Origin of the sequence: Parabacteroides sp. ASF519 (assembly GCF_000364265.2) — a bacterium.
Lineage (GTDB): Bacteria > Bacteroidota > Bacteroidia > Bacteroidales > Tannerellaceae > Parabacteroides > Parabacteroides goldsteinii.
The window spans coordinates 5,956,031-5,978,642 of the sequence record NZ_AQFV02000006.1; the positions used below are offsets into that span (position 1 = coordinate 5,956,031).

The 22,612-nt window shown below is 42.1% G+C and carries 19 protein-coding genes; 3 read left to right on the plus strand and 16 right to left on the minus strand.

Going from position 1 to position 22,612, the window contains the following annotated elements; all coding sequences use genetic code 11:
* From C825_RS23930 to C825_RS23975, 10 genes are all read right to left on the minus strand, one after another.
* Nucleotides 1-2,694, minus strand: coding sequence for a 4-alpha-glucanotransferase (locus C825_RS23930; RefSeq protein WP_010800472.1), 2,694 nt, complete (start codon nt 2,692-2,694; stop codon nt 1-3).
* Between the two features lie 87 nt (nt 2,695-2,781).
* Nucleotides 2,782-5,325 carry an adenosylcobalamin-dependent ribonucleoside-diphosphate reductase gene (locus C825_RS23935; RefSeq protein ID WP_010800473.1) on the minus strand — a complete coding sequence of 848 codons (2,544 nt, stop codon included), beginning with the start codon at nt 5,323-5,325 and terminating at the stop codon, nt 2,782-2,784.
* A 254-nt stretch (nt 5,326-5,579) separates the two neighbouring features.
* A complete protein-coding gene (dnaA, locus tag C825_RS23940; protein WP_010800474.1) occupies nt 5,580-6,977 on the minus strand; it encodes a chromosomal replication initiator protein DnaA in 1,398 nt (465 codons plus the stop codon).
* 367 nt (nt 6,978-7,344) lie between these two features.
* Complete coding sequence (locus C825_RS23945) at nt 7,345-8,229, minus strand: MlaD family protein (protein WP_007654149.1); 885 nt, start codon at nt 8,227-8,229, stop codon at nt 7,345-7,347.
* Nucleotides 8,230-8,253: 24 nt separating this feature from the next.
* Nucleotides 8,254-9,453 carry an N-acetylmuramoyl-L-alanine amidase family protein gene (locus C825_RS23950; protein WP_370686665.1) on the minus strand — a complete coding sequence of 400 codons (1,200 nt, stop codon included), beginning with the start codon at nt 9,451-9,453 and terminating at the stop codon, nt 8,254-8,256.
* 247 nt (nt 9,454-9,700) lie between these two features.
* Nucleotides 9,701-10,144, minus strand: a complete 444-nt coding sequence (gene rplI / locus C825_RS23955; RefSeq protein WP_007654153.1) for a 50S ribosomal protein L9 — start codon at nt 10,142-10,144, stop codon at nt 9,701-9,703.
* A 21-nt stretch (nt 10,145-10,165) separates the two neighbouring features.
* Nucleotides 10,166-10,435 carry a 30S ribosomal protein S18 gene (rpsR, locus tag C825_RS23960; protein WP_007654155.1) on the minus strand — a complete coding sequence of 90 codons (270 nt, stop codon included), beginning with the start codon at nt 10,433-10,435 and terminating at the stop codon, nt 10,166-10,168.
* Nucleotides 10,436-10,437: 2 nt separating this feature from the next.
* Nucleotides 10,438-10,791, minus strand: coding sequence for a 30S ribosomal protein S6 (gene rpsF, locus C825_RS23965; RefSeq protein WP_007654157.1), 354 nt, complete (start codon nt 10,789-10,791; stop codon nt 10,438-10,440).
* Between the two features lie 120 nt (nt 10,792-10,911).
* Complete coding sequence (locus C825_RS23970; protein WP_010800476.1) at nt 10,912-12,420, minus strand: sulfatase; 1,509 nt, start codon at nt 12,418-12,420, stop codon at nt 10,912-10,914.
* A gap of 245 nt (nt 12,421-12,665) precedes the next feature.
* Complete coding sequence (locus C825_RS23975) at nt 12,666-13,886, minus strand: alkaline phosphatase family protein (RefSeq protein WP_010800477.1); 1,221 nt, start codon at nt 13,884-13,886, stop codon at nt 12,666-12,668.
* A gap of 379 nt (nt 13,887-14,265) precedes the next feature.
* Here C825_RS23975 and C825_RS23980 point away from each other — a divergent pair, with 379 nt between their 5' ends.
* Nucleotides 14,266-15,273, plus strand: coding sequence for an alpha/beta hydrolase (locus tag C825_RS23980; protein WP_007654165.1), 1,008 nt, complete (start codon nt 14,266-14,268; stop codon nt 15,271-15,273).
* Here C825_RS23980 and C825_RS23985 read toward each other — a convergent pair whose 3' ends face one another.
* On the minus strand, nt 15,274-16,659 hold the full coding sequence (locus C825_RS23985; RefSeq protein WP_010800478.1) for a protein kinase domain-containing protein: 1,386 nt from the start codon (nt 16,657-16,659) through the stop codon (nt 15,274-15,276).
* Nucleotides 16,660-16,800: 141 nt separating this feature from the next.
* Between C825_RS23985 and C825_RS23990 the strand changes: the two genes are divergently transcribed.
* Nucleotides 16,801-18,288, plus strand: coding sequence for a capsule assembly Wzi family protein (locus C825_RS23990; RefSeq protein WP_010800479.1), 1,488 nt, complete (start codon nt 16,801-16,803; stop codon nt 18,286-18,288).
* 2 nt (nt 18,289-18,290) lie between these two features.
* Here the strand turns inward: C825_RS23990 and C825_RS23995 are convergent, their stop codons facing one another.
* A complete protein-coding gene (locus tag C825_RS23995; RefSeq protein WP_044215226.1) occupies nt 18,291-19,028 on the minus strand; it encodes a lysophospholipid acyltransferase family protein in 738 nt (245 codons plus the stop codon).
* A gap of 139 nt (nt 19,029-19,167) precedes the next feature.
* Here C825_RS23995 and C825_RS24000 point away from each other — a divergent pair, with 139 nt between their 5' ends.
* Nucleotides 19,168-19,338, plus strand: coding sequence for a hypothetical protein (locus C825_RS24000; protein ID WP_007654169.1), 171 nt, complete (start codon nt 19,168-19,170; stop codon nt 19,336-19,338).
* A gap of 80 nt (nt 19,339-19,418) precedes the next feature.
* Here the strand turns inward: C825_RS24000 and C825_RS24005 are convergent, their stop codons facing one another.
* From C825_RS24005 to C825_RS24020, 4 genes are all read right to left on the minus strand, one after another.
* Nucleotides 19,419-19,736 carry a DUF3467 domain-containing protein gene (locus tag C825_RS24005; RefSeq protein WP_007654170.1) on the minus strand — a complete coding sequence of 106 codons (318 nt, stop codon included), beginning with the start codon at nt 19,734-19,736 and terminating at the stop codon, nt 19,419-19,421.
* Between the two features lie 385 nt (nt 19,737-20,121).
* Nucleotides 20,122-20,985, minus strand: a complete 864-nt coding sequence (locus tag C825_RS24010; RefSeq protein WP_010800481.1) for an endonuclease/exonuclease/phosphatase family protein — start codon at nt 20,983-20,985, stop codon at nt 20,122-20,124.
* Nucleotides 20,986-21,272: 287 nt separating this feature from the next.
* Nucleotides 21,273-21,581: a hypothetical protein gene (locus C825_RS24015; protein WP_007657317.1), complete on the minus strand. Its 309-nt coding sequence runs from the start codon at nt 21,579-21,581 to the stop codon at nt 21,273-21,275.
* A complete protein-coding gene (locus tag C825_RS24020) occupies nt 21,578-22,531 on the minus strand; it encodes an IS110 family RNA-guided transposase (protein WP_010800331.1) in 954 nt (317 codons plus the stop codon). The genes C825_RS24015 and C825_RS24020 overlap by 4 nt, the downstream gene beginning before the upstream one ends.
* Between the last annotated feature and the right edge of the window lie 81 nt (nt 22,532-22,612).

Sequence of the window (22,612 nt, forward strand, 5' to 3'; positions counted from 1 at the left end):
TTATTTTCTTCCTGAGGCAACAATCAGTTGCGCAACCTTATCATTAAACTCCTCTTTCATCAACAGACTTTCCAACGGTATATGCATCCGGTAGCACCAGTAATGGTTTGAGTTGGCCGGGACATTGATTCGTTCGGCTTCGATGTCTTTCCTCTTCACCGTATCGTCAATAGCAAACCAATCCTGTAAAGGAATAATAGTCAGCATAGAGTTTGTTGCCAGATGGTTTGTGATAATCCGGGAGGCAATTTCCGATGAACATTCCCCGGGAGCCTGCCCTTCATAATGCAATACATTATTATAATAGCGCTGTATCTTTTCGCGATCTTCCTTCCACCAGTTGCGGAGCGGTGACATATCATGGGTAGATGTAGTACAAACAGAATTATACGGCAGACTGAACAAATCGGAAAACTCCCGCTGAGGAGTCTTTGGCATCCGTTCAATCTCCAGACTCAGAATCTGTAACTTGTTCATTACATCAGGTACCGATTCGGGAATCATCCCAAGGTCTTCCCCGCACACCAGCATATTGGTACTGCCCACTAAAGGAGTCAGCCGCTTGAATGCCTGTGCCTTCCAAAAGTCGTTATGACGGTGATAGAAGAAATCCCAATACAGCTGGTCGAAGGCATACTTTTCGGATGTATTCAATTCACTATATATATAGGAATGGCTGGCTGAAATACGCGGATGGAATTTTTCCTTTTCCTGTGGGTCACGCAAAAACAACACTTCATTGGCTATGGCAAACAATCCGTCTTTTATGCGTAAAGAGACTTCGTCTGTTTTCCCATCGAATATGGCTTCTATCTTCCGTTGCGTATCACAGAATGATTTCAGGACGAAATGATTGGATGAAGACTGTGCCAGATAAGTACCTTCTACCTCTTCTGCCAAATCGCCAAACAACTCGGGCAGGAACTTTCGGTTAATATGCGGTGTAGTAAAACGTGCTTCATTGAAAGTTAATCCGTACTGTTCAATCTCTTCCCGGGTAAAAGGCAAAGCCGGATTAAAATGTCCGCAAAGGCCTTGTATATAATCCAACGGAACTTCCCAGATACGGAAAAAGCCTAAGATATGGTCGATACGGAAACAGTCAAAATAGTCGCTCAACTTATGGAAACGTTTCTTCCACCAGGAGAAATGGTCTTTCTCCATAATATCCCAGTTATAAGTCGGAAATCCCCAGTTCTGCCCATTGACAGAAAAGTCATCGGGCGGAGCTCCTGCCTGGCCGTTCATATTGAAATACTGTGGTTCTGTCCAGGCATCGATACTGGTACGATTCACTCCGATAGGGAGGTCGCCTTTCAGGACAATGCCATTCTTACGGGCATAGTCGGATACCGACTTGAATTGAGTATGTAATATGTATTGCAGGAAATAATAAAAGGATATCTCCGGATAGGCGCCGCTGTCTTCCGAGCAAAGTTCGCGTATCTGAGACTTATTATAGATTGCATTCTTATCCCACTTCGTAAAGTCGGAAGTCTGGTACTTCTCACGCAGATAACTGTAAGCGGCATAAGGCATCAGCCAGGATTGGCTTTGTTCAAAAAACTCATGGTATTCCGGACTCGACAGAATGGCTTGTCCTTCCTGACTAAAGAACTCACGGCAATAAGCCAGCTTATATCCTACCGCCGCTTCATAATCGACAAAATCTTTTGCATTCAGCTCTTCCTGTTTTGCCTTGTAGAAGGCAACCCTGTCTGCATCCTTCAGTTCGCCCATCAAAGGCAGGCTGATATACATCGGATGGAGCGCATAAACAGAAATGGCACTGTAAGGATAGGAATCCCTCCAAGTATGGCTCATCGTCGTGTCATTCATCGGCAACACCTGGATAATGCGCTGGCGGGTTTTCTTTGCCCAGTCAACCAACATACGGAGGTCTCCCAAATCACCGACACCGAATCCTTGTTCCGAACGTAAAGAGAATACAGGGATAACTGTCCCCGCACACCGCCACAACGGTAAGTTATCACGAAAAGACAGACCGGAAACCACTACTGTTTCTCCGAAATCCTGCGGAGGCAAGTTCAGCTTCCTGTTTTCGTCTTCCTCCCAATATAATGGTTGGTGTTTGTCATTATCATATACCAGGAACTTATATTCCAACGGATAAATGATATCATTGGCATCCAGGTCGATATGCCAGTCGGGAAAGGTATCGCAACTAAGTATCAACGCTTTATCCGGATGCCAGTTTCCCAGGCATTCCTGGTTTCCGGTGATGGCAACACTCTGCCATTTCTCCACCCGGGGAGCCGATATCTTGATTGTCAGTTTCTTTCCGCTCTTAACAACTCTTTCGTATGTATTACAGGGATGTGCAAACAGACTTTTAGTAAAAGCCGACGAGTAGAATGACAGATTAGCCGGACGTATCTGCCAGTAGTCATATAAAGTATAATGATTGGCATGTCCTTCAAATGTGACCTGATGATTTTTCTCCCACTCTTCAAATATCTGCTTATCGTTTATACTTAAAAAGTAGCGGTATTCTATGGTCTGTTGCGGCGATGTAAGTTCCAACTCCAGCTCAAGCTGCCAGTTTCCATCCCCTTTGTAGTTCATCTCTTTAGCCAAAGCAGGCTCCCATGAGCCAAGCTCCGGAATAGACCCTACTATACATAACTTCTGTCCCCAAACGGTATGGAAGTTTATATTAAAGGTGACTTTCATGTGTATCAAATTTAGTTCCGGAGACGAAGGTATAAAAAATGCGGGGAAAATCCCCGCATTCCTATAAAAATATTTGTTATGTTACGCTTATCCACACTTTGAAGCTCCACAGTTCGTACAGATCAGACACCCTTCCTGATAGATAAGGGTTTCCAGACCACAGTTCGGACACACCTGTCCTTTTACTTCCGTACCATTCGGCAGATACTTCTTCAATGCACGTTCAACCCCATTCTTCCAGGTATTGATCGATTCATTGTTCAGTTCCATTCCCTGAACCAACTTGATAACCTGGTCGATAGGCATGCCGTAACGCAATACGCCGGAGATCAGTTTCGCATAGTTCCAGAATTCGGGATCAAACTTTCCGTCCAGACCTTCGATAGTCATCTTGTAACCACGCTTGTTCTTGAACTGGAAATCATAATGTTTCTTGCCGTCTTCATCATAACTCTTGATGATCGTTCCTTTGGATACATTCTTCGGCAACATGATACCTTCGTCATCATCGGCAAGACCGGTAAAGATCTCATACGGACGACCGTTCAGCAAACCGACAAAAGCAATCCACTTTTCGCGGTTGTTCTGGAACTTCACTACATCAGCTTCCAGTTCACGCGGACGGGTGGAAACAATCACCGGCGGTTGCATGCAATTACAATCATCTTTCTTCTCTTTTTTCTTTTCTGTCGAGAGCAGTACACCTGAACGGGAACCGTCACGGTAAACCGTACAGCCTTTACATCCGCACTTCCATGCTTCAACATACAAAGAATCCACTAATTCTTCCGATACGTCAGCCGGCAAGTTGATAGTTACACTGATAGAATGGTCCACCCATTTCTGGATACGTCCCTGCATCCGGACTTTCTGCAACCAGTCTACATCGTTTGAAGTAGCTTTATAATAAGGTGATTTAGCTACCAACTCATCAATTTCTTCCTGGGTATATTTCTTGATAACGGAATAACCGTTAGCCTGCATCCAGGTTACAAACTTATGATGGAATACGACATATTCTTCGAATGCGTCGCCGGTTTCATCCACAAAATCGACACGCGTTTCCGCATCATTCGGGTTAACCTTACGACGACGTCTGTACACCGGAAGGAATACCGGCTCGATACCGGAAGTTGTCTGCGTCATCAAACTGGTTGTTCCTGTCGGAGCAATAGTCAGACAAGCTATGTTACGACGGCCGTACTTCAGCATATCTTCATACAATCCCGGATCAGCTTCACGCAAACGGTTGATAAACGGATTCTTTTCCTCACGTTTCGAATCATAGATTTCGAAAGCGCCACGCTCTTTAGCCATCATGACGGAAGAACGATAAGCCTCCAAGGCCAATGTCTTCTGAATTTCTTCTGCACACTCTGTAGCCTCATCCGTTCCGTAACGAAGTCCCAAAGCCGCAATCATATCGCCTTCAGCAGTGATACCCACACCGGTACGACGGCCTTGTAGAGTCTTCTTCTGTATCTTTTCCCACAAATGACGTTCCGTTTCCTTCACTTCCATTGATTCCGGGTCAGAATCGATCTTTTCAAGGATCTTCTCGATCTTTTCTGATTCCAGATCGATAATATCATCCATGATACGTTGTGCCAATGCTACATGTTTTTTGAACAGATCAAAATCGAAGTAAGCATCTTTTGTAAACGGATTTAATACATATGAATAAAGATTGATAGCCAGCAAACGGCAACTGTCGTAGGGACAGAGAGGTATTTCACCACACGGATTGGTTGAAACCGTACGGAATCCCAGATCGGCATATGAATCAGGAACAGATTCACGCAAAATAGTATCCCAGAACAAAACACCGGGTTCAGCCGACTTCCATGCATTATGGATGATCTTCTTCCACAAAGCAGCCGCATCGATTTCCTTTACTGTAGTCGGTTCATTTGAATCAATCGGATATTGCTGTTTATATGAAGTTCCGCTAACAACGGAATTCATAAAATCATCATCAATCTTCACCGAAACATTTGCCCCGGTAACTTTTCCCTCAGTCATTTTTGCATCAATAAAGGACTCCGAATCCGGATGCTTAATCGATACACTTAACATCAGCGCCCCACGACGACCGTCTTGTGCAACTTCGCGTGTCGAATTAGAATAACGCTCCATAAACGGCACCAAACCAGTAGATGTAAGAGCTGAATTTTTAACAGGAGAGCCTTTCGGACGGATATGCGACAAATCATGTCCCACACCTCCGCGACGCTTCATTAACTGAACCTGCTCTTCATCAATCCGGATAATTGCACCATATGAATCGGCTTCTCCGTCCAATCCAATAACAAAACAATTAGAGAGTGAGGCAATCTGGTAATCATTGCCAATCCCCGTCATCGGACTTCCTTGCGGAACGATGTAACGGAAATGATCAAATAGGTCAAAAAGCTCCTGCTCTGATAAAGGATTAGGATACTTTTTCTCTACACGGGCAATTTCACTTGCCAGACGGTGGTGCATATCCACGGGAGATTCCTCATAAATATTCCCGAATGCATCCTTCAAAGCATACTTGTTTACCCATACTTTAGCGGCAAGCTCGTCGCCCGTAAAGTAGTCCAGTGAAGCCTTAAACGCTTCATCGAATGTGTAAGTTTTATGGTTCACGATAATTACTGTATTAATAATAGTGCAAGTTTAAGAATACTTTATTTATTGACCAAATTATTAAACAACTAAAATCGAAAAGAATATCAGGTTTTCCAATTCATTTCATACCATATATGAAAATCAACATATTAACATTTCGCAAATCCAAAAATATTTTCCAAAAAGAAAACCACTAACATTTCCATGTTTCCCAAAACAGAAAAAGGATGCCATATAAAACGACATCCTTTCCACCTATATAAAATGATTTATCAACTTCTTAATTTAACCTCGATCTCTTCAACAGACGAACGGAAAGACTTGCTCGTTTCCATCTGGTCCTTGATTGTTTTGCAGGCATGCAATACTGTGGCATGATCTTTCTTTCCTACAATCTTCCCAATATGGGAAAAAGAACAATCGGTATACTTTTTGGCAAGATACATCGTAATCTGACGAGCCTGCACAATCTCACGTTTTCTGGAACGTGTCTGAATGACCGCCTGATCCAGATTGAAATAATTACATACGATTTCCTGAATCATCTGAACAGAGAGCTGTTTTTTCTCCAGACGGACAGCCTGACTTACCACACGTTTAGTCAGAGGCAGATCTATTTCCTTATTATTAATAACAGCATTCGCCATCAATGAAACAAGGATACCTTCCAGGTCACGTACATTTTCAGTAACATTATTCGCAATGAAGTTGAATACCTCATCCGGAATAACAATACCATCATGGTTGATCTTATTCTTCAAGATCTTCTTTCTCAAATCAAGATCCGGACGGCTCAACTCAGCTGTAAGTCCCCATTTCAGACGGGTTATCAATCGCTCCTCCATTCCCTGCAAATCGACAGGTGCCTTATCCGAAGTAAGGATCAACTGTTTTCCCAGCTGATGAAGATGATTGAATATATGGAAGAATGTATTCTGAGTCTTATCCATACCGATCAATTCCTGGATATCATCCAATAGCAGAACATCGATATTCTGGTAAAAATTCAAAAAGTCATTCGTTGTATTCTTACGGATTGCATCAGTAAACTGAACACGGAACAGATGGGAGGAAACATACAATACCTTCTTTTCCGGATGAAGTTCACGGATACGGGTTCCTATGGCATGACACAAGTGTGTTTTACCAACCCCTGACGGTCCGAAAATAAACAATGGATTAAACGTCGTCTTTCCAGGATTCTGTGCAACAGCCTCACCTGCCGTACGTACTAATTTATTGCTGGTTCCTTCAAAATAGTTATCAAAGTTATACTTGGGATTTAACTGCGGATCCAAATCCTGAGGTGCAGTCTGTATAAATGGATTAGGAGCCTTATTCGCATCTTTGGGAGTTATCTTCTTTACTGCTACCGAACCATTCTCTGCCGGATAATCTACGGTACCACCAGTCGTCTTATCTACCATAACACGGTAGTTAAGAATCGTACCCTGACCTATTACACGATATAATGTAACTTTCAATACATTTACGTATTTCTCCTCAAGGTACTCATAAAAGAACTGGCTCGGCACCTGGATCGTAAACTTATTATCCTCATAGGATAAAGGTATGATCGGCATGAACCATGTGTTAAAAGCGGCCTCCGGCACGATGTCTTTAATGACAGCGAGGCATTTATTCCACAATGTCTGATATTCAGTCTGCATGATTTATTACTCTCCCAACTATACTTTTTTTATTTTTCCGACTACAAAGTTTAGAAATTAATTCGGAAAAAAAAAGTGCCGAATTATTTGGTTCTTTTGAATGTTTAATATAGCATTTAGTGTCAACAAGTTATAGAAAACAAGTCTGATTTACAAACACTTAAACACTTACACATCCAAGAGCCCTTTATTTTAGGACACTTTTAATTATTACGCTATCCCACTGTTTCTCATGCAAAAAGGCCCGTAGACTACGTTATTTTCCTCTATCTAAAGACCTTATGCATCTCTAAAAATACGTTTAGACAGTTTTTTCCTTAATTGGAAAAATTCTAAATAAGATTAGATGATTTAATATTCTTTTCGGTTAAAAAACAGAAAAATGAACATATCTTTTCGGATTCTGCTTCAGATCCAGTAACAACCTTGATGCATTTATCATCGTACTATCCAGATTATTATATAAACTTCTGTCATTCAGCAACAACCCTAATGTATTATCCTTCTGGTTCAACTTATCTGTTGTCAGTTGCAGATTTGCCAAAGTCGCATTAATGGAATTGACGGTAGTCGCCAGATCCAAACCTTTTAAACTGGTGCTCACTTCATTAAAATTACCGGTTATCACTTTCAAATCAGACATAATACCCGGCACGTCTTTACTCAGCATAGTATTCAACTGACGAGTAGAAGCCTCCAGGTTACCTGTAGTCTTCGCTATATGATCGAGAGACTGCGTAATAGCCGGATGATTGATCAGTACCTGCAAACCGCCCAGTATAGAATCCAGCTTAGGTAAAAGGGCTTCCACTCCCGGCAGAATCTTCTCCTGCACAGACTGCATCATATCCTCTTCCATCTTCCCTTCAATCGTAGCCCCGGGCTTTAAATAATCCTTTACATATTTATTCAGATGGATATGAAGTTCGCCACCACTCAGAAGCGTCTTTATAATCGTAATGTAACTTCCCGTCGTAAGTTTCATTTCATCATCCAGACTGATCTCTACCGTTATTTTATCTGTATTCTCATAATCATAAACAATACTTCTTACCAATCCCACTTTAAAACCATCGATATAAACAGGACTGGATACCGTCACATCCTTCACATTATGAAATGTAACGAAATAATGATTTACCGGTTTAAATAAATTTATACCTTTCAGATAATTAATCCCGAAATACAGCAACGCCAAACTAATAATACTTACAAGTCCAATCTTTGCCTCTTTGGTCAATATACTTTTCATCCTTTTAAATTATATGTTTCTCTTTTAATACTTTACCTTTTTGCCATCTTTAAATGCTACGATAAAAGCATCTTTAAAGTCTTTAGCAGCCTGTCGGCGCAACTTCCTGATCGAATCGAAATCGGTCGTTTCGCCATAGGTGTATTTATAGATTCCTTTCTCCACAAAGAAGTCTACATTCTTATATCCTTTAAACACTTTTGCCCCCGGAGAAAGTTTTTTATCCGAGGTAAGAATTTGCACTTTATAGACAATTTTCCCTGTTGCATTCGATTTTGTCCGAGTCGCAGCAGTAGTTTGTTTCTTTTGTGAAGAAACCGAAGCATTTTTCTTTTTATTCAGAATATCCTCTTCACTACCGGCAGGCACAGCCTCTTCCGTTGCTTCATATTCAACATAAGACACCTCCGAGCTTGTTATACCCTGCACAGATCCGGATAACCCTCCCTGCTTTCTGTCGTATTCTTTCTTATACCTGCTGAATGCGTCATACAAAGCACTCGCCAACCGGTTTTGCCCATCCGAAGATTTCATAAAACGCTCCTCATCCCGATTCGAAATATACCCCAGTTCGACCAAAACACTTGGCATACTAGTCTTCCTCAAAACCAGGAAACCGGCTTGCCTTACCCCTCTATCTGCCCGTTTTGCCGAGACAAAGCATTTTTGTATCTCTGAAGCAAAACTAACGCTCTGCTCCATATGCTTGTTCTGCATGAACTCAAAAATAATATAGGATTCGGATGAATTCGGATCAAAACCTTCATACTTCTGCTGATAGTCATCTTCCAGCAAAATAGCAGAGTTTTCACGCATAGCCACAGCCAGGTTTTCGTCGGTACGAGCCAAACCTAACGTATAAGTTTCCGTTCCACGAGCAGTGCTACCTTTTTTGACTGAGTTCGTATGGATGGATATAAAAAGATCCGCCTTATTACGGTTAGCTATATTCGCACGTTCATCTAGTTCTATAAAACGATCTGTCTTACGGGTATAAATAACTTTTACATCGTCATGACCGGCGGCTATCTTATCCCCAAGTTTTAAAGCCACAGAAAGATTAATAGCTTTTTCATTAATAACAGTACCGCGAGCCCCAGGGTCCTTTCCTCCATGACCGGCATCAATCACGACAGTAAAAGTCTTCTCTCTCGCTTGAAGTACAGGAAGAGTCAAAAACAAGGCCATCAACAGATTAATATATAGAAAAGATATTCTAGCCACAGTAAACGATTTTATGCAAATTCGGGGCAAATGTAGCATTTTTTTACTGATAAAGAGAAGTCTTTTTCTATAAATAATTAGTCATAGCCGGTTTAACGTCGTTCATTCCGGTATCCGGCTCATAGGATAACAGAACAAAACCAGATGAATCTTTATACAATATAAAAGTAGTCCACCCAACTATATAAAACCACAAAAGGGCAAATCCCGAAGGACTGCCCTTTTCAACTTTATATCGTTTACTGAATTATTCAGAAACCACTTCGAAAGGAATTTCAACAGAAACTTCCTTGTGAAGTTTAAGGATTGCTTTGTAGTTACCTACTTCCTTAACAGCATCCTTAATGTAGATAATCTTACGTTCTACTTCGAAACCAGCTTTTGCCAAAGCTTCAGCAACCTGGATATTTGTAACAGAACCGAAGATTGTACCAGTTGAGCTGGTCTTTGCACCGATAGTCAATGCAACGCCTTCCAACTTTGCTGCCAATGCCTGAGCATCTTCTTTGATCTTAGCCAATTTGTGAGCACGCTGTCTCAGGTTTTCAGCTAATACTTTCTTAGCAGACTCAGAAGCGATTACTGCCTTACCCGTGGGGATTAGAAAGTTACGTCCGTAACCGTCTTTTACTGTTACGATATCGTCTTTGTAACCTAAATTGATTACATCTTCTTTCAAAATAACTTGCATATTCTGTCTCCTCTCTTTTTATTATTTCATTAAATCGGTTACGTAAGGAAGCAACGCCAGGTGACGAGCTCTTTTTACAGCCTGAGCGATACGACGCTGGAACTTCAAAGAAGTACCTGTGATACGACGCGGAAGAATTTTACCCTGTTCGTTCAGGAATTTCTTCAGGAATTCAGGATCTTTGTAATCGATATACTTGATACCGTTCTTTTTGAAACGGCAATATTTCTTTTTCTTAACGTCTACTGAAGGCGGAGTTAAATATCTGATTTCTGATTGAGTTGCTGCCATGATTAATTCTCCTTTACTGTTTCTTTAGATGATTTCAGATTTCTTCTCTTAGCGGCATATTCTGCTGCATATTTGTCCTGGCGGAAAGTCAGGAAACGGATCACACGTTCGTCACGACGGAAGTGAACTTCCAAAGTAGCGATAGTTTCCGGATTTGCCTTGAATTCAACCAGCTGATAGAAGCCTGTTGTTTTCTTGTCGATAGGATAAGCTAATTTGCGCAATCCCCAATTTTCTTCGTTCACGATTTCAGCACCCTGTTCTTTCAGGAGGTTCGTGAATTTTTCTACCGCTTCCTTCATCTGTGCGTCAGACAAAACGGGAGTTAAAATGAAAACGGTTTCATAATTGTTCATAAAACGCTGTTTTATATTTGTTAGTACTTAAAAATTTGCGGGGGCAAAGGTAAGAAGTTTTTCCGAGTATACAACACATTACGTGTTATTTTTTACTCCAAACGTCTGCTACTTCCTCTTTTAATAAACCGGTCTCAGCACATTTCCGTTCGCATCTTCCGGATAAAGCGCACCTTCGGCATCGAGTTGTGCCGTCATTGCTTTTACCATCTTGACCAGTAATTTTGGATTTCTTTCCGACACATCCAATGATTCGCCCGGATCTTTCTTTAGATTATACAGACGGTAACGGGGTTCGGACGGATTTTCCGGATTATAATAATAAATCAGTTTCCAATCTCCTTCTATATAAGTAGTAAAGTAACTTCCCCGATGCTCATGTGGGAAATGCATCAGGACAGTTTCCGGACGGCTATTGTTTCTCTTTCCTTCCAATTGGTCCCGCAGGTCGACACCATCGATAATATGGTCCTTCGGATTTTTTGCTCCGCTCAAAGAAACAAGTGTCGGATAGATATCCATCACTGTACCCATCTGTAACTGGACACCACCGACTTCAATCGGTAATTGTTTTTGAAGCGGATTATTCATATCCGGCTTACCCCAGCAGGCAATAAACGGAACGCGGACACCACCTTCAAATTCAGAGCCTTTCTTTCCACGCAAAGGAGCAGAAGAAGTGTAACCTTTATCATCACCCAAAGGGGCATCGGAACCATTGTCACCCAGAAATATAATTAATGTATTCTCGGCAATCCCTAATTCTTCCAGATGATCCATAATATCACCCAGCGATTTATCCATTCCTTCGATCAACGTAGCAAAATCAGCCGCGACTTTCGGCCTTCCCGTATAACGGTAATGATCGGCAAAACGTTTATCTGCTTCAAAAGGAGAATGAACAGCATAATGGGACATATATAAGAAGAAAGGCTTCTTCTCCCCTACAGCCTCAGTGATCTGCTCATTGGCTTCCAACGTCAGAGCTTCGCTCAGGAATGTATCTGTACCATGATACTTTTCTAATCCCGGTACGGCACGAGCCTTCTGTCCTTTGATATGTCCGTATCCGTTCTCCCCGTAATAACTACCCGGATGCCCGATGGAAGAACCGGCAATATTCACATCAAAACCTATATTCTGAGGCAGTTCACCGTCGCTGTTCTGGCAACCGAAATGAGCCTTGCCGACATGGATCGTTTTATATCCGGCATCGTGCAGCACACGGGGCAATGTTACATCATTCTTCGAGATACCTTTCCAGTTCCAGTCTGTCGGCCCGAAAGGTGTTTTGTTATTTGTTTCAGAATTGATCCAGTTGGTCGTTCTATGTCGGGTCGAGTTCTGGCCGGTCATGATAGATGCACGGGAAGGAGAACTGACACTTTGCGCATAGAAAGTAGAAAAACGAATTCCCTGGCGAGCCATACGCTCCATATTCGGAGTCTGATACCAGTCATTCAGCGGATAACGGACCGGATTACCTGCCTCATCCGTCAGAAACGGAAGCGAAGTATCCATAAGACCCATATCATCGACCAGAAAAACAATAACATTCGGACGTTCCTGTGCCACGAGCGGCTGTCCGGCTAAACATAAAAGAGTTGATACACAAAGAGTTTTTTTCATGATATTTTATTTTAATAATATAAATGAAATCTATTTTTACATGACATATATTCCAACTAGCACTATAGTCTCTCCTGACATAGCATAGCTATCCTTGTTCAGACAGCTCCTTTTTTGACCACTTACAAGAACTTTTCGCAATCACCTTTCAGCATAAAACACCTAAACATCAAGCATTAAAAGAGCATAAAAGCTAAAACTTGACTATAAAAAGTCTCTGGAGAAAACAACCGACATAATTTCTTTTATTTCTGTAACCAACGATTTAGATGATTGCCCGGAGACACGACAACGAACTTATAAAACTGCGATGCCGGTAGAACCTGCAGATCGACCGTATAACTTTTCACGCCGGCCGGAAGTTCCGCGAGCTTAGTCCACTCATCCTTTCCGCCTTCCCTGAACTTATTAGCGGAAGCGGCATAGACTGTGACCGGGGCATTTCCTGTATAGGATTTCCAGGATAATTCCACTGTATTATCATAAGGCAGGGTTTGCAAATCATAAATATCGGTCTGCCCAATAAACGGCATGCCGTCCTGCTCCCAAAGTACAGCCTGCGGGATTTCAAATCCCATATAACGGCAAATGGAAGGAGCGATATCCGTGATAGCCAGGGAGCCTTTTGTAAAATGACTGTTTACAGGGATATTGGTCGATATCCAGGTAGTACGTTCGCGCCAGGACTGCCCTCCGTGACCGTGACCATTCTCTCCGCGTCCGTGATCGGTTGTAACAACAACCATCCATTCTTCATCAAAGTTCGCTTCGCGGTACTTGACGGCTTCCCAGATACGGGCAACCTGATTGTCGGCCTTCCGGACATATTCGTCGAAGAAAGCCCCGTTTCCGGCAATATGCCCAGCGTCGTCGGTGTACCACAGATAAACCCAGCTCAAGTCGGGCGCCTCTTTACAGATACCTTCTGCGGCATCCTTCGATATTTGTTCATCTATATCGAAGATATGCAAATCCTTCTCCTTTTTAGGAAAACGGACTGTATCCAGGTCGTAACCGTCTTTTACATAATCTATTTTAAGATTGTTTGTTTCCTTCTTCCCTTCCCCGATCAACACGGTACGGTTATCCGTCCAACTGGAATAAATGGCTGTTTTATACTCTTTGGGTTGTTCTTTCGCGATTCTAAAGATAGTCCAGTAGTTATAATTGGGTTTCAGGTCCGAATTGCCGCCCACATTATGCTTATTAAACCAAGTAGATGTCAGCAAATTGGTATATCCGATCGCCGAGATCGTAGCGGTCTGGGAATATCCTCCTATCTCACCTCCGGTATAAGCCCTGCCATAGGCTCCCCTCGATGCTATATCAAAAATCGCCGGAGTATGCAGTCTCTCGATCTGGTCGGCAGGAACCCCGTCGATGATTATATACACTGCCTTCTTCGTCTTGGCAAACAAACCGGTGCAACACAGCACCATCAGTAACAAAGAATAAAAACGTCTCATAACTATCTTCCCTTATTGATCATTAATGAAGTCCTAAAAGTACACAATTATTTTATTTAATGAAATAAAGAACAGCATAAATCAAACTAACCGGAAAGACTTGACTCTTTAGCTTGTTTGTCATAGACTTTTCGTATTTTCCTGCCTTATTCTATTTCTTTTGAGCAGGCTCAAAATCAATTTTTAGCTTGCTCATATTTAATTTCCAGCATGCTCAAAATTAAATTCATGCATGCCGGAATGAATAAAAAGACAAGAGGAAAGAACTAAATAGTAATATAGAAAAGATTAAAATACGATGTCTTCCGTTCTAATTGTTTACCTACCTTTGTGACCGGAACAATGATATACCCGTCGCGGTTATAAAAGGAAAACGATTATGAGACGCAAACTTTATTTTACATCTTTACTTATTCTACTGGCAGCCAGCCTGTATGCCCAATATATACCTGATGTACTGGGAGACGGATACCTGCGTCGTACTTTTCAAATGCCCGACGATTACGAAGGGAAAGTGGTCTGTACGCTGGTCAAGAAGCCTCAGTTGCCCGATGTAAAACAGGCGGTCCTGTATATTCATGGTTACAACGATTACTTTTTTCAGAAGCAACTGGGTGATAGCGTGAATGCACACGGTTACAACTTCTATGCGATGGACCTGCGAAAATACGGGCGTTCCATCCTCCCCAACCAGAATCCGTTTTTCTGCAAAAGCCTCACGGAGTATTTCGCAGATATCGATACGGCACTGGCAACCATACATTCGGAAGGGAATGACAGGATCCTGTTGATGGCGCATTCCACGGGAGGATTGATCACACCATTATACCTGGATAGTAAAAAGGATAACCTTCCGGTCGACGGGTTGATATTGAACAGTCCTTTCCTCGACTGGAACTTCGGATGGTTTATGGAAAAAGTCGCTATTCCGGCTGTGGCATTTATAGGGAGATTCTTGCCGAACCTGACCGTACAAGGCTATGGCATTGCATCTTACGCACACAGCCTGTTGAAGCAGTTCAAAGGAGAATGGGAATACGATACAAACTGGAAGATGATTAACGGGCATCCTAAAAAGGCTGGCTGGATAAAGGCTATTCAGGAAGGGCAACGAAAAGTAAGAAAAGGCCTGCACCTGGATTGTCCGGTTCTGGTCATGTCGTCCGACAAGTCATATCCGGAGACTAAAGAATGGCATAACGAATATCTATCTTCCGACATAGTACTGGATGTACACGATATCCAGAAGTATGCTCCGAAGCTGGGAGAGTATGTGACCCGCGACACGATACCGAACGGCATCCATGACCTGATACTCTCCGAAAAAGAATCCCGCGACCACACCTACCGGACGGTTTTCGACTGGATGAACCGGAAAGGCTTCTGATTATTTTCTTCCGAGAGCCGAGATATGTTGCTTCATCTGGTTATTCATATCTTCCAGAATGTAACGGTTGACATAACTAAAGCTAAAACGGAAAAAGTAATCGCGTAACGTCCCGGCATTGGCGGGAGAAGCCAGGCTATGCAGATGGTTCAGCGCGATAAAAGTATACCCCTCACGGGAGATGCGGTTGTAAAACTCAATTTTAGTCCGGTCCAGTGCGATAATATCCCCGTCGCTTTCGGCGAAACCGTTCATCGCTTCCTCCCAAGTGATCTGCGTACGTTCTTCATAAACGGCCCAGCGGTACACATCCTTGCCGTTTACCTTTTCGGGCAGTGTGTTCGAATGGTGAACCAGGATATAGTCGTTCCGCATATCGCTGTCACTGTGAATCCAGATATCCAACACCTTATATTGTGCTGAGTTATCGAACTTGATATATCCGTTCTTGCATATCTGAGGAGAAAAGACATTCCGTTCCACATCCGTGAAATAGATCAGGTTGCCGCCAAAGAAGTCTTTTCTGGAGACAAACTCGGAAAAGAGTTTTATGATCTTTGCCTGGTCCGAACAATGAACAAACTCGGGAAGTTCCTTAGGAAAGTTCTTCCGGCAGATCAGGCTGAACTCTTTCAATAATTCACTCGGATCACGTTCTTTCTGGATCTCTACAAAAGCCAATATCTCATCCACCGAACGGAAGCGCCGGCTGTTATCCTGTGTCAGACAACGTTCCACGATCTGGTCATACAGTTTCAATGCCGGGAAAACCTTGCTTATGCCAGCATCGTTACTGATATTTCCGAAAGCATACCATTGCAGTACCTCTCCGATCGCGGTGATATCTGAATAACCGGCATCGTTATTCTCCAGAATAGAGACATCCGTCAGGACAAAATCATTATGATCGTCCACCAGGATATTACGGGGAGTTATAGCTCCATGGCTGATTCCCATGCTATGTAGGAACTGTACGGTGTTCGTCAGGAAACGGAACAACTTTAGGAAAGTATCCATCGAAAGTATACTCCGGTATTCTTCCAACGAACATTTATACAATTTCATCACAAGGACCGGTATTTCCTCCCCTTCGACAGTTACGATATCAAAGTCGGCATACTGGACAATGTTATTTCTTGTCTCCAGAAGCGATATTTCCAGGTATCTTGCTTTAAGTTTATTTAACCACTTCCCTTTTCTTGAGTCATCGCCATTAAACAAAAAGAATTTCAAGGCAACATCTTTTCCATTCATTCTCGCTTTGAAGACTATGCCTGCCTCATTCCTCCCTAAAGGTTTGGAATCTAACTGACATTCCCCCAAAGATAATGAAATTCTATACTTTTCAGCATCAAGAAATTCAAACAAAAGTAGCTTATCATCCATATCAAACGTTGTAAATCAAGCAGTGACAACAAAGATACAATTATATTTGTATTTTTATAATGCTTAAGCTTCTTTTTTAAATGAGTCTCTTGAAGCATTATATTTATCATTACCTTTGTTGCGGACAAAAAAGTAAATTAAATGAAAGCCTTACATATTATATTAATAGGAATAAGTTTGCTTAGTATTTCTGTTCGCAGTTATTCCCAGATCAACAAGATACAAGATTCCACAATTTATAAAGCCGAGTTGTTCGGTTCGGCAGCAACCGGTTCGAACACCCCGTTCTGGATGGTCAGCAACCGCTATGGAGTTGTTCCGTTGGATGCAGGAAACGGGCTTTTGAATGCAGGAGTTTTTCATAACCAACATTTCGGTTCGAAGTTCTACTGGGGCGCAGGGTTGGATCTCGTTGCAGCCGTACCACGCCACCGTAATGTTTTCATTCAACAGGCTTATGCGGAAATAGGATACAGAAGCATGCTGCTCAGCATTGGAAGTAAGGAACGGTATAATTCGTTATGGGACCGTAACCTGAGTTCGGGTGATATGACTCAATCGGCTAATGCCCGTCCTATCCCGGAAATTAATATCAGTATGCCTGAATTTACGTTAGTTCCCTTAACTAAAGGGTGGCTACAGGTGAGAGGTGATTTTGCCGTAGGTAAGTCATTCGATACCGATTACCTGAAAAATTTCGCCAACTCGAAACAGACTTACGTGAAGAATGTATTATGGCATCATAAATCCTTCTTCTTCCGCATTAAGGACACAGAAAATAATTTTCCTTTATCCTTCACAGCCGGTGTTCAGCATTTTGCCCAATGGGGAGGTACTTCCACTAATCCCAGAATCGGCAAGCAACCACAATCTTTTAAAGATTTCATAAGAGTAGTTTTCGGACAAAAGGGTGGCGACGACGCAACAGCATCCGATCAGATCAACGTACTGGGCAGCCATTACGGTTCTTACGATTTCAAATTAAGTTACACACAAAAGGACTGGGGAGGACATTTTTATTATCAACATTATTTCAATGATAAGTCGGGGATGGAGTTTGCCAATAAAACGGACGGCTTATGGGGTATTCAAGTCGATTTACCGACTATTCCCTGGCTAAATAAAATTGTAGCCGAATATCTGGTAACAATGAATCAAAGTGGACCGATGCACTTTATCACATTCGACCGTGATAAATGGAAAGGCGGCCGCGGAGGTGGAAACGATGATTATTATAATAATGGAGAATACCGGACTGGTTTTTCTTATTTTAACCGTGGAGTAGGTTCACCGCTGATTCCCGCACCGGAATATAACACAGACGGTACTTTAGGCTTTGAGAACAACCGTGTTAAAAGCTGGCATTTCGGAGCAGAAGGCAATATTAACGCACTCCTGTCCTACCGCGTATTATTCACGGCAATGAACGGTTGGGGGACCTCTTATATCCCATACCTGAATAAGAAATACGGAACTTCCAGCCTGGTCGATATCAACTACACGCATCCCCGGTTAAAAGGATGGCAGTTTACCGGATCAGTTGCAGCCGATACCGGAACGATGCTGGGCAAGAGTGTCGGGTTCAGTCTGGGTGTAACCAAGACTGGTTTATTGAAAGCATGGAACTAATTTCACTTATACTTCTCCCATAAGGCAGAAGCAATGATCGCCTGCGTCCGGTCTGCAAATTGCTGCATCCCTTTATGGGAAGGGTCCATATCTTCGGTTGAAATAGCCGGATGAATGATCATCTCCATTTTATGCCGATGCACATTCAGCGATCCGATCGGCAAAACATCAAAAGGTCCGTTCAATGTAATCGGCACAATCGGCAAATGTTGATCGAGAGCCATCTGGTAAGCACCTTTTTTAAAACGGATCATTTTCCCGGTATAGGTCCTTGAACCTTCCGGAAAGACAACAACAGAGGCACCGTTTTTGAGACACCGTTCCGCCTCCTGCACACTGCGGGCTGCTGCTTTAGGCGTAGAATTATCCACAAATATAAAACCAGCAGCACGACAGGCGGCTCCCACAAAAGGAATCTTTCCGATACCAGCCTTCATCACCCACTTGATCGGGACGCCCAGAAAACCATAAATAAGAAAAATATCAAATGCCCCCTGATGGTTTGAGACAAACACGTATGATTGTTTACGATCTATATTTTCCCGACCTCTTACTTTTACGGGACAGAGTGCCAGATAACATGTCAGCCGGGACCAGATCATACCCGGATAATAAGCAAAAATCTTTTCTCCCCCCAGCAAACAACCAGCGATGACAGTTAAGGCTGTAACGATCGTGAGCACCAGAAAGACAGGCACAAAAAACAGCCATAAATAAACTAAGTAAAGTATTCGTATCATATATAACTGTATTGATCCTACAAATATAACCGCTAAATTTGATGGATTCATTATTTTTATTCTAAAATATTTTTGCAATCGGGTTATTATTACTTTATTTGCGGTAGAAAAGAAAATTATTATAAAAACATCTATAACCATGAGCGAATTAGTCAAAAATCTTGGGGTAATCGTACTCCTAATCGGTGTAATCATCCTTGCTGTACCGGCTATTACCGGAGGTGTAACCAACACTATCCTTATCGCAGGTTTGGCAGTTATCATCCTTGGTTACGTCGGTCACATTGTTATCAACAAGAAGATGGAGTAACACACACAAGCTTCAAAAAATTAAAAAGGGATCGTTTCTGATAATTGAAACGATCCCTTTTTAGTTTAAAACACGATAAATCAGGCTTCCCCCTGAACGCCTCCCATCGGTGGAATAAAATCTTCAAAATTAGCCGTCTTATTTCCTCCTTTCAACTGTTCTTCATATTTTGCCAGGTTATCCTGCAATGCAAAAAACAAGCGCTTTGCATTATCCGGAGTCAGGATCACACGACTTTTCACCTGTGCCTTCGGAGCTCCCGGTACCACACGGATAAAGTCGAGTATAAACTCTGATGTTGAATGTGAAATAATTGCCAGGTTTGCATAAGTACCCTGTGCCATTTCTTCTGACAGTTCTACCTGTATCTCGTTAGAAGGTTTGTTATTGTTCTCCATTTTCTTTATGTTTTATGTTTAACAAATCGAACGCAAATATACTGATATAAGAAGTATCCATGAAATATATTGGAAATAAAAAGGGCCACCTTCACAGGCGACCCTTTTCCAGTTGTGTTTTTAATTCTCAATTCTTTAGACCAATGTAAAAAAAATACCTTATTGTGTTTAATATTTATTATCCTGACTTTTAGGCTAAGGTTTTTTCTGTTCAGACGTATATCTACATTCAGAACGATACAAAGATACAAACTGTAGAAAAAAACACCAAACACAAATTAGTCATTAACTAATATTCCTCCGATAATTAACAAAATAAAACACATATAAAATAGGTTATAAATAGATTTACTCCGAAGTGCATTCCATTACAGACCAATATTTTCTATTTAATTACCAAAGTTGCAATAACCGGACAATGATCGGACGGATACAGATGATTAAGTGTATCTGTAAGCACACCGTTAATCAAAACCTTTATGTCTCCTTTCATGAAAATATAGTCGATCCATTCTCTCTTTTCAAGAGGAATACGTCCGTAGTCATGGAAAGTCCATTCCGGGCCATATTTCAAATCTGCCACTTCACGGGTATGGATCACATGGCGCGGATCGCTTTTATCTGTCAATACTTTTATCGGATCATCATCCGGAGTCGCATTAAAGTCGCCTGTAACAATAACCGGTAAGCCTTTAGATAGCTTATGTGCTTCTTCAAGCACTAAAGAAGCTCCCTCATGGCGGGCTACTTTTCCCATATGATCCAGATGAGTGTTCAGGAAGAAAAACTTTTTCCCGGATTCTTTATCTTTAAAGATACCCCAGGTAGCAACACGTTCGCAAGCTGCATCCCAGCCTTTTTTACCTACGGCATTCATATCTTCGGCCAACCAGAAATTACCACTGTCTTCAAGTTCGAAACGGTCTTTTTTATAGATAATCGGAGCATATTCACCTTTGGTCTTTCCATCTTCCCTACCAACACCGACATAGGCATATTCCGGCAGACGTGTCAAAAGATCCGTAAGCTGGTGATTCAATACTTCCTGCGCTCCAAAGATATCCGTATTATAAAATTTAACCAGATTAGCCGCTAAATCCTTTCGGTTACTCCACTGATTATCTCCGTCAGCATTCGTATCCATACGAATATTGAACGTCATTACCTTCAAAGGAGCAACCGGCTGTTTAGCCGACAAAAAGCCTGCAAACAATAATACAGACAGAATACTTAACAAAATCTTTTTCATATGTAAATAAATTGCGCTCCCTATCTCAAGAGAGCCGTTTAAACCATTAATAAATTGATTTTTTTAGAGTTCAGACAAAACAAAAGAGAGCACTTGTATAGATACAAATGCGGTTGGCTATTATCTTTGGGCATTTTATAATTTTACAACAGCTAAGAAAAAAAATTTCATACACGCGTTAAAGGACTCGCAGTCTTGACCGCTTAGCAGTTGAGATCAGTTTCATGAGCGACCTCTTGCTGTTTCTTACGACAACAAGCCAGTAAAAATCGACCTTCTCTATGTTTTTAACCTACTTCTGGGATTGGACCATCATCACGGCTGATTTTAACTTTATAGCCAAGTGCTTCCAGCTCTTTCTTCAAGTAATTTTTCCGTTTCTGCTCCATCCTTTGGTTGAGATATTCCGCACCGAGTTCCTTATACTCACAAGCCTCTTTCAGTACATGCCATACCGATTTCAGGATCGAGTGTCCTACTGCTACTAAAGCCCTCTTTTTCCCTCGACGGGCGGCTAAACGGTGATAACGTGCACTGTAAAAGGTGTTCTTGGTACGGGTGGCTGCCCACGCAGCCTCCGTGATTACGGCTTTCAACTGTTTGTTGCCATGGGTGGTTCTACCACTTTTTTTTTACCTGCGCTCTCGTTATTGCCTGGACAGACACCGGCCCACGAAGCCAGGTGCTTTTCGGTTGGAAAGGCTTCCATATCCACACCTATCTCTGCTATCAGGTCTTCAACCGTTTTCCGGCTAAGTCCGGGGATCTTCTGCAAGAGTTCCATCACATTCTCATAAGGAGATAAAACCTCTTTTATACGGCAGGTAAGGTCAGCTATGATGGCTTTCGTCTGTTCCATATCTTTACGGATGGTCTGCAACATATAGATGTGATGCGGTTCTATAAAGCCTTCACAAGCCTGATAAAGAAGTTCCGGACTGGCTTCAAGTTTTTTATGATAGATGCAAGTTATCTCATCCATTGTTACATGACCCTTATCGATCAACATATCTATCAGCTTGTTCGCCACGACTCCGTCCAGGCTGCACACCACGCTGGAAAGTTTGATGTTACAATCTTCCAGGATACGAACAATACGGTTTTTCTCAGAAGATACATGCTGGATCAACTTGTTACGGTAACGGGTTAAATCACGAAGCTCACGTTGTTCACGCTCCGGGATATAACTCGGTTTCAACAAACCTGCTAAAAGCAGTTTGCAAATCCAGGCACTATCCTTTTTATCCGTTTTGTGCCCGGGAACATACTTGATGTGCCGTGCGTTCACGATCCAGACTTTCATATCTGGACATTCAAGAATCTTATAAACCGGCTTCCAGTAAACACCGGTACTTTCCATGGCTACATGCGTAATGCCACTGGATAATAACCATTCTTTTAATTCTGTCAAAGAACTACTGAAGGTCTTGTAACTGCGGGTTTCAGTTTTGAGACCTTCGCCACTTATCGTAGCAACTACCATGTCCTTGTGGACATCTATTCCACAACCCCGGAGGATGACTTGTTCAAAAGGTACTGTTTTCATTGCATTCGTTTTTTCGAGTGAATGACACTAAAGTAAACAATACCCCCCTATTTACATTCTCTTGGACGAAATTTATTTCAT